The sequence below is a fragment of the Candidatus Competibacter phosphatis genome, from assembly GCF_012939995.1.
In the GTDB taxonomy this organism is placed as follows: Bacteria; Pseudomonadota; Gammaproteobacteria; order Competibacterales; family Competibacteraceae; genus Competibacter; species Competibacter phosphatis.
Genome location: NZ_SPMZ01000112.1, coordinates 1 through 8,071, shown reverse-complemented (window position 1 = coordinate 8,071; position 8,071 = coordinate 1). Strand labels below are relative to the sequence as shown.

Sequence of the window (8,071 nt, the reverse complement as noted above, 5' to 3'; positions counted from 1 at the left end):
TGACCAAATCGGACAGTGCCGCGCGGCACACGCCGAGAATTTCGGCGGCGCGGGCAATCGACAAACCCAGTTCGTCCAGAATCTCGGTGCGGATGAAACTCCCCGGATGGGCGGGCTTCATACCGATTTTGGTGATGGTTCCGCTCATTATTCCCCTATGCGGGCTCGAAGCGCGCAACGTGGATATTCTTCTGTTGCACCTGCGCGAGATCGTAGGCGACCTGCATCCGTAACCAGACCTCAGCGGTCCCGCCAAACGCTTGGGAAAGCCGCGTCGCCATTTCGGCGGAAATCCCCGCCTTACCGTTAATCACGTTGCTGAGAGTCTGCCGGGTCACGCCCAAGGCTTTTGCTCCATCGGTCACGGATAGGCCAAGCGGTTCCAGACAATCCAGCTTGATGGACTGACCGGGATGCGGTGGGTTTTTCATCGACATGATGGCCTCTCCTTTCAAGCTAGTGGTAGTCGATCATTTCAACGTCATACGCTTTGCCGTTCTCGAAGCGGAAAATAATCCGCCAGTTGCCTGAAATGCTGACGCTCCAAAATCCTTTCAAATCGCCTTTCAATTCATGCAACCGGTAACCGGGCAAGTCCATATCGTCAATCACAAGGGCCTGATCCAGCCGCGCCAAAACGCGCTCGACTTTATCGACTAAATCCGCCCGTATTTTGCTGCGGTCCCCGCGCTCGTACAGGCGTTTTAATCTCCGGTCCTTGAAATTCTCGATCATCCTTTATTTGTAAAGCGTCAATTGTCACTTGTCAATTATAAAGTTTATAATCAATTGTTTTATAAAATGATAATACCTTCAATCATAATCCCGGCTTCGGCTGCGTCCGCCGCGTCCATGTGATTGTTGCTCCGCCTTGCGCTCGGGCTTCGGCTTCGGCGCTCGGGTGTTCTCGTTGACCCGGTCCCGCGCCCGGCTCCATGACTGTTCCCACCGCTCGGCCAGTCGCTGTTCCAACTGCTGCAACTCCACTTCCTGCCGCGCCTTGAGCGCGGCGGCTTCCGCGCGCAACGGCGCTTCCATCGCCTCCCACGCCGTGTTTTGCTCGCGGGTCAGGTCGTGCTTGCGCACCCGCAAGACGTCCAGCTCCTCGCGCTCCGTCTCGGCCTGTCCGCTCACCCGGTACACCCAGCCCTTGAGCCCGGTTTGCGCTTGCCGCTCCTCGATGGCGCGCATCTCGGCGCTCGCCTCCCGCCGTCGCCGGTCGAAGGATTCCCCCTCTCGATTGGCCCACAGTTCCCGCGTGCGTTCATGCGCAAGGTGCAGGACGTCCCGCGCCTCAAGCTGGCGACTGAACAAGCGTTGCCGCTCCCGTGCCGCCCAGTCCTCAAACCGTTCGCGGTGTTCGGCCTCTCGTTGCGCCGTCGCCTGCCGCGCCAATGCCGCCCCCACGGCCCGGAACTTCTCCCGCGCCGACAGGGGCGCTTGCGGCTCGGTGCGCTCCGGTTCCTGCGCCTTGCGCGAACCGGCGGCGCGGAGTGCCGCTTGCACCTGCGCCACGTTGGGCAACGCGTCCAGCTTAAGGTCGGCGGTCCGCTGATCGAACGCCGCGTTCGTGATCTTCTGGCCTTGGGGCAATCCCTGATTCAGTTCGCGCAACACCGCGAAGGCCCGGCCATTCGGCGCCACCGCCATCAACACCGCCGCTTTCCGGTCGCCGCGCGCCAAGCCCCACCCCCTCGCCTCTAGCGCGCTCTGAAAGCCTCTCCCGCCGTCGCTGCGCCGCCAGCACTCGGCCACCGTGTTATCCACGTACCGACCCGGCGCGGGCCGGTCAGGCCGCTTCTGGGCCATCTGCCGGGCCACGGCGTTGAACTCTCGCGCCCGGCAAAACACCTTCCCATGCTCGCGCTCATACGCGAGTGCCCACGCCTGTAGCTTTTCTTGGTCCCGGTAATTGTTCGCGGCCTTGCCCGTGACCGGATGCACCCGGTTCACGATCACATGCACATGCCGATGCGCCGTATCGTTATGCGCCACAAAGACGGCTTGATAGTCCTCCATCCCGAGAACCTGCAACGCCGCCCGTCCGGCCTCAATCATCTCGGCGCGCTCGGGCTGCTGCTCCGGATGCCACGCCAAGGAAAACGCATAAACCGGCTTCTCGCAGCGGCGGCTCAAGCGCGCCGTGTCGATCATCAAGCCGAAGGCCGCGCGCGCATCCTCAATGCCCGCCAGATTTTCGACGTGGTGCCACTCGACCCGCTCCGCCGTATGCTGACCTTCCCCGCGCTCGATCTGCGCCGCATCGCGCTTGTCGTGGCCGTAATAGGCCCACGCCCCGATGAAGCTACGCCCCGGCTTGGTCGTTCGCGGGACCATGCCGCCGCCCTGCTGCGATCAACAGCGCTCTAATCGCATCCAGCACCGCATCCAGCTTCGCCGGGGCATGCGTCCCGGTCGCGTTCAGGCGGTGGGCAATCTGGTTCAGGTTATTCCCAATCGCCAACAGCGCCCGCACCTGTTCCGGGTCGAAGCCCTCGTCCTGAACCACGCGCACCGTACCGCGCACCAGACAAGCGCGGGCATAGTCGCTTGGCGACAACTTCAACCGTCGCGCCTGTTCCTCGACCCGTGCCCGTTCGGCGGCGGTCAGTCGCACCGTGAAGTTTTCCCGGATCGCGTGTTCGGCCAAACGCGGCCTACCCATGGCGGATTCCTCGCAAGCGGATTGCTCCGAAAAACATACAGAAACCGCGCGAACGCGCGGCGGGGTTCCACAGGGGCACGGCCCCTTGGCGAGATGGAGAGTTTTCGCCTTGCGAAAACCTATCTCGCTACCCGACTATACCACCCCCGTTATTATACAGAGTCCGGGGGGTCATCGTTCCGTTTCACGCCAGATATGCACAGAAAACTTTCGGGCTCGCGACCGCTCGCGCTTTTTTTGCCGGGGGCTCATCGCTGCCCCCTCTGGCCGCCCTGCGGTCGGCCATTCACCCCGCTAGGCTATTTGCTCTCCGGTGATGAATGGCCCGCTTCACTTCCCATAAGCATGGCGGGCCGCTTTTTTCTCGCTTGTACGACCGCCAAAAGTGGGTTGATACTGGGTTGATAGCCCGGTGGATGATAGGAGATAGCAAGATGATAGGGATGACAGAAGCCGCCAAGTTGACAGGGAAGCAACGGCAAACGATACACAAGGCCATCAAGGAAGGCCGTATCTCAGCAACTAGAGCGGAATCTGGTGAATGGCGGATTGATCCTGCCGAACTGTTCCGGGTCTATCCACCAGCATCAACCGTAAACGACAACCAAAACAACAAAGTGGATGCTGGTTTACAACAGATTGACAGTGGTTTACAGCGTGAAGTTGACCTTTTACGCGAACGGATTCGGGAGAAAGACGACGTTATCGACGACCTGCGGCAAGACCGGGACCACTGGCGACAACAGGCCACGGCCCTGCTGACGGACCGGCGCGAACCCGCTCCAAGCACCGAACGAAAAACCGGATTACGGACCTTAGCCCGGCCTTGGTTCCTTCTCGCCCTGTTGATCGCGGCGGGATTAGCCGTTCTGGTTCTGTTGTTTCAAGATCGGATAGCGATGCTCGTTGATACGCTTTGAGCGTGAAGCGACCGCGCCCATTTTTTCTTTCCTACCGCCCTCACGAACGGCTTGGGCCTCTCCCACTGTGGTTTAAGCCGCTCCTCCCGCAAGCCTCTGGTGTGTGAAGCCCCGCCAAGGCGTCAGGTCTGGCCTCTAGCCGTCCAGTTGCCTCCTTCCTGCAAGCCGTCTTTTGGGTTTTTGAGGGGCAATTTTCCGTGATTGGCGAGTTTTCCACCAACCGCGTTTCCCAACTACAGGGTTTTTTTTATAAATACAGGGTACTACAGGGAGGGCCGGAAAAACGGTAAAAAACACGTTTAATAACAAACTATTACGCGATATTTCTTTGGATTTTGCGGTTCCGTTTATGCGTAAATGCGGTTCCGTTTATGCGTAAATCTAACCTTTTTGCGGTTCCGTTTATGCGTGGATAACCTTCTAAAAAGGTTCCATTCTGTGGATAAGTTCGGCCTATGCTTTTCCTTGAAAGAGAGGTAGGAAAAGAATATGCGCGATGATGACAAAGGCGATGATGAAGACCTCGACAGGCTCGTAAGGCAAGCCTTAATGATCGAGGCAGAAGAGGCGCGCGAAGCTGGAGCCGTTCGTTTCATGGCCCGCGCCCTGACGCAAGCCACCATGCCGCACAAGGCAACGCCGGGTAACGAATTCAAACGGCGCAACGGCTCTTTAATCCTCTCCATGCTCGCCCCAAGTGACATTGGACTACCCTATGGTTCGATCCCCCGCTTGCTCGTGTCATGGATAACAACGGAAGCAGTGCGCACCAAATCTCCGGTTCTGGAACTCGGGCCGTCCCTGTCGGCCTTCATGGCGGGGCTGGACCTGACGCCTACCGGGGGCCGATGGGGCAGCATCACGCGGCTGCGCGACCAGATGACCCGGCTCTTCGCCTCGTCCGTGACCTGCATCTATGACGACAAGGACCGGACCGGAATCGTCAACGTCCGGGTTGTCGAAGAAGCGGATTTGTGGTGGAACCCGAAAGCGCCCGATGACGCACCGCTGTGGAAATCAACCATTGAGCTGGGCAAAAAGTTTTTTGAAGAGGCGATAAACAACCCGGTTCCGGTGGATATGCGGGCGCTCAAGGTGCTTAAACGCTCGCCTCTGGCCTTGGATATTTATTGCTGGCTGACCTACCGCATGTCCTATTTGCGCAAGCCTACGGAAATCCCTTGGCCTGCTCTGGAAATGCAATTCGGCGCGGATTACGCCTCGGATGAACAAGGACTGCGGAATTTCAAAAAGAAATTTCTCCATCACTTGCGAAAAGTCCTCATCCTCTATCCGGAAGCCAATGTTGAGGGCGGCGAACGGGGCTTGCTGCTCAAGCCCAGCAAGCCGCATGTGGCACAACTGCCCCCCGCGCTGCCCCGGCTCAAGAATCCGCCCGCACCGGAACCGCTCTTGCTCCCCTTGCCGGATTTCCAAGAACGGAGCGGGCCGCACTTGCGAAATTCGACCTACGAAATTGCAAGAAAAGCCGCACCGGGCTGGGATGTGTACGAACTGGAAAGACAGTGGCGCGAATGGATCGAGAAAAAGGGACCGCCGCAAAAACCGGATGCGGCGTTTATCGCTTTTTGCCGAAAAAAAATCAAAAATGAATTAGAAACATGATTGGAAAGGAAGCAATCAATGGAATTCTACAGTGATTTTTTTTCAAATGGCATTCTACAGCGATTTTTTTCAAAACGATCATTCTATTTTATATCTTGCCCCACTCAAAGAAGACCATCTTTCTACTAGCGACCTTATCTCTATATTTTGTGCATTCATATCGCTTATAGCGACTGGCCTGTCGATTTATACGTACAATAAACAGAATAAACTTAGCCTCCGCACTTTCGCACAAGAAGGTAGTGAATTCTTAGGAGAAGCTTTACTAGAACTTGACAAAATTTACATTAATGATCCAATTTTATGGGGGATATACGATAACCTCGAAAAAAGAAGAGCAAACGAAGGGAAAACTTAGAGCATTGTCTCTTTATTACTTCAATATGTTCCAAATGGCATACGACTTCTATCAAGACGTCCATTTTGGGAAAGACGAAAGATCGAAAAAGGCTCTGGAAAAAGTTGGCAAAATTGGCTTTTGTCTTTCTTAAAATCAAGTAAAAATGGCTCGTTCTGTCTGGAAAGAAAGCAGAGACTCCTATGAGTCAGAATTTCAGAAATACATAGATAAACTTGTTCAACAGGCCGAACGTCAATAAGACAAAAAAGGTTCCATTTTGCGCGGCTAAACGATCATTTGTGCAATTGATTAAGTGGTGAAGGACACACACGCCCGGGCGTGTGATGTATTACCCGGCAAGCGTGGTGAGCTACGCCAACGCTACCCGCACTGCTTAACCAGGTTTTTCGTTCAACTGATCCTAAGCCACTAAAAAAAATTACATGTATCTAGAGCAGACCCCAACTCATTCTTCGGATTGCAAACTAAATACCGCAGCTTCCACGGCGAACCGCTCAATAGATTGCGCTTTCAGCGTTTTTTTTGCACGAACATCCCCACGCTGATTTTTCCGGCGCGTTCAAACTCAAGCACAACCCAGAAATGCTGCCCTTCCTCCAACGGTTGCTCAAGGCCGATCAGCATGAGATGGGGGCCGTCAGGTTTCAACCGGACTTCTCCACCAGCAGGGATTTCAATAGCTTGCACTGGATGGGCCGTTGACGCATCGCCCATCTTGCCACCGGCGCGCAGTTCGACCTTTTGAGCTATTTCCGCAGAAGCCGCAAGCAGCTTATCCGGTTTGCGACCAGTGTTCCGCAATACCAGATAGCCCCTGCCAGTAGCGCCATCAGTGACCGCCGAAACGGTTGGGGTAGCCCAAGGGTGTACAATTCGGATAGCGTCTACTTGATAGTTATGGCCACTGGCGAGGAGCGGGAACCCAATCAATGCCAACGTGGCGAGCAAAGAATAAAATCGTCTCTGGATCACCTAAAAATCTCCTGAGATTGATATACACAGTCTAGACAGACAGGTCACTGCCTTCCATCAATTCATTATGGACAAAATGTACCATTCTGTCCTATGTTGACGGGGCGGACCGCCGCAAGCCCTTGAATTCGCAAGCGGCCGAAAACCCCCACATGGGACAAAACGATGGATGAGCGCAAACACTTGACCGCCCGCGAGGTGGACCGCCTGCTGGACGCCGTCAAGGGGGCACGGCACGAAGCCCGCGACCGCTGCCTGTTGCTGCTGCTGTTCCGCCATGGCTTGCGGGTGTCGGAAGCCTGTGGGTTGAAGCTGTCGCAAGTCGATGTCGAAAGCCGGTGCCTCCACGTCGCCCGGCTCAAGAAAGGGCTTTCGACCACGCACCCGCTGCGAGGGGATGAAATCCGGTTCATCAAGGCGTGGCTGAAGACACGGGCGGCGATGGCTCCGCCGGGGGAAACCTTCTTCGTCAGCGAGCGCCGCGCGCCGCTCAATCGCCGCACCGTCTGGGCCGCCATCCGCCGCTATGGCGAAATGGCCGGGCTCCCCCTGCCCGCCCATCCCCACATGCTCCGCCATGCCTGCGGCTTCGCCCTGGCCGATCAGGGGGCAGATACAAGGCTCATTCAAGACTATCTGGGGCATCGCAACATTCAGCATACCGTCCGCTACACCGCCGCCAATCCGGCCCGGTTTGAAAAGCTCTGGCGGTAGGAAAAAATAAAAAAATTCCAGAAGCGCTTTATTGCACTGTCATCTGATTTTCAGCCCTGCACTGCATCGCGCCTCAGACCGTATTTTTTCTCGAACGCGTGAAAGAACGCGTCAACGGGAATCCCTTTTCCCTCATCGTGTTTTTGAGCAGCACGGCTAATCTTTTCAAGCGTTGCAAGCAAGTCAGCCTCTTGCGATTTGCCGCTATCGGTTAGGATTTCACGCCGGTTCATACTTCCGCACCTTGATTTCCCCTTGCCGCTGCCGAACGATATAGCTGTCATATCCTGCCTGCATTCGCAGCAGGGTATCCATCGAAACACCAAAGGCCATCTCAACTCGCAGCGCCATTTCCGGCGTCAACGCCGCTTTTTCGTTGACCAAATCGGACAGTGCCGCGCGGCACACGCCGAGAATTTCGGCGGCGCGGGCAATCGACAAACCCAGTTCGTCCAGAATCTCGGTGCGGATGAAACTCCCCGGATGGGCGGGCTTCATACCGATTTTGGTGATGGTTCCGCTCATTATTCCCCTATGCGGGCTCGAAGCGCGCAACGTGGATATTCTTCTGTTGCACCTGCGCGAGATCGTAGGCGACCTGCATCCGTAACCAGACCTCAGCGGTCCCGCCAAACGCTTGGGAAAGCCGCGTCGCCATTTCGGCGGAAATCCCCGCCTTACCGTTAATCACGTTGCTGAGAGTCTGCCGGGTCACGCCCAAGGCTTTTGCTCCATCGGTCACGGATAGGCCAAGCGGTTCCAGACAATCCAGCTTGATGGACTGACCGGGATGCGGTGGGTTTTCATCGACAT

At 56.4% G+C, this 8,071-nt stretch carries 11 protein-coding genes; 3 read left to right on the top strand and 8 right to left on the bottom strand.

Annotated features, from left to right (window positions below; genetic code table 11):
• Window positions 1-155 precede the first annotated feature (155 nt).
• The 4 genes from E4P82_RS21190 to E4P82_RS21175 form a co-directional block, all read right to left on the bottom strand.
• Window positions 156-437: a HigA family addiction module antitoxin gene (locus E4P82_RS21190; protein WP_169250730.1), complete on the bottom strand. Its 282-nt coding sequence runs from the start codon at window positions 435-437 to the stop codon at window positions 156-158.
• Between the two features lie 19 nt (window positions 438-456).
• Window positions 457-735, bottom strand: a complete 279-nt coding sequence (locus E4P82_RS21185) for a type II toxin-antitoxin system RelE/ParE family toxin (protein WP_169250729.1) — start codon at window positions 733-735, stop codon at window positions 457-459.
• Between the two features lie 78 nt (window positions 736-813).
• Complete coding sequence (locus tag E4P82_RS21180) at window positions 814-2,337, bottom strand: relaxase/mobilization nuclease domain-containing protein (RefSeq protein WP_169250728.1); 1,524 nt, start codon at window positions 2,335-2,337, stop codon at window positions 814-816.
• Window positions 2,306-2,665, bottom strand: a complete 360-nt coding sequence (locus tag E4P82_RS21175) for a plasmid mobilization protein (RefSeq protein WP_169250727.1) — start codon at window positions 2,663-2,665, stop codon at window positions 2,306-2,308. Before E4P82_RS21175 ends, E4P82_RS21180 begins: the two co-directional genes overlap by 32 nt.
• A 443-nt stretch (window positions 2,666-3,108) precedes the next feature.
• Here E4P82_RS21175 and E4P82_RS21170 point away from each other — a divergent pair, with 443 nt between their 5' ends.
• Both E4P82_RS21170 and E4P82_RS21165 read left to right on the top strand, forming a co-directional pair.
• The gene (locus E4P82_RS21170; protein ID WP_211203247.1) at window positions 3,109-3,585 is read left to right on the top strand and encodes a hypothetical protein; all 477 of its coding nucleotides are present in this window, start codon (window positions 3,109-3,111) and stop codon (window positions 3,583-3,585) included.
• A 489-nt stretch (window positions 3,586-4,074) separates the two neighbouring features.
• Entirely contained in the window at window positions 4,075-5,211 is a 1,137-nt protein-coding gene (locus E4P82_RS21165; RefSeq protein WP_211203246.1) for a replication protein RepA, read from the top strand.
• 871 nt (window positions 5,212-6,082) lie between these two features.
• Here the strand turns inward: E4P82_RS21165 and E4P82_RS21160 are convergent.
• Window positions 6,083-6,544 (bottom strand): copper chaperone PCu(A)C, encoded by a 462-nt coding sequence (locus tag E4P82_RS21160; protein WP_169250726.1) that lies wholly within the window; start codon window positions 6,542-6,544, stop codon window positions 6,083-6,085.
• A 165-nt stretch (window positions 6,545-6,709) separates the two neighbouring features.
• Here E4P82_RS21160 and E4P82_RS21155 point away from each other — a divergent pair, with 165 nt between their 5' ends.
• The gene (locus tag E4P82_RS21155; protein ID WP_169250725.1) at window positions 6,710-7,258 is read left to right on the top strand and encodes a tyrosine-type recombinase/integrase; all 549 of its coding nucleotides are present in this window, start codon (window positions 6,710-6,712) and stop codon (window positions 7,256-7,258) included.
• 50 nt (window positions 7,259-7,308) lie between these two features.
• Here the strand turns inward: E4P82_RS21155 and E4P82_RS21150 are convergent, their stop codons facing one another.
• The 3 genes from E4P82_RS21150 to E4P82_RS21140 form a co-directional block, all read right to left on the bottom strand.
• A complete protein-coding gene (locus tag E4P82_RS21150; RefSeq protein WP_169250724.1) occupies window positions 7,309-7,491 on the bottom strand; it encodes a hypothetical protein in 183 nt (60 codons plus the stop codon).
• Window positions 7,478-7,756, bottom strand: coding sequence for a HigA family addiction module antitoxin (locus tag E4P82_RS21145; RefSeq protein ID WP_246327783.1), 279 nt, complete (start codon window positions 7,754-7,756; stop codon window positions 7,478-7,480). Before E4P82_RS21145 ends, E4P82_RS21150 begins: the two co-directional genes overlap by 14 nt.
• Window positions 7,757-7,790: 34 nt before the next feature.
• The coding region (locus E4P82_RS21140; protein WP_169250722.1) for a HigA family addiction module antitoxin at window positions 7,791-8,071 on the bottom strand (281 nt) is incomplete at its 5' end.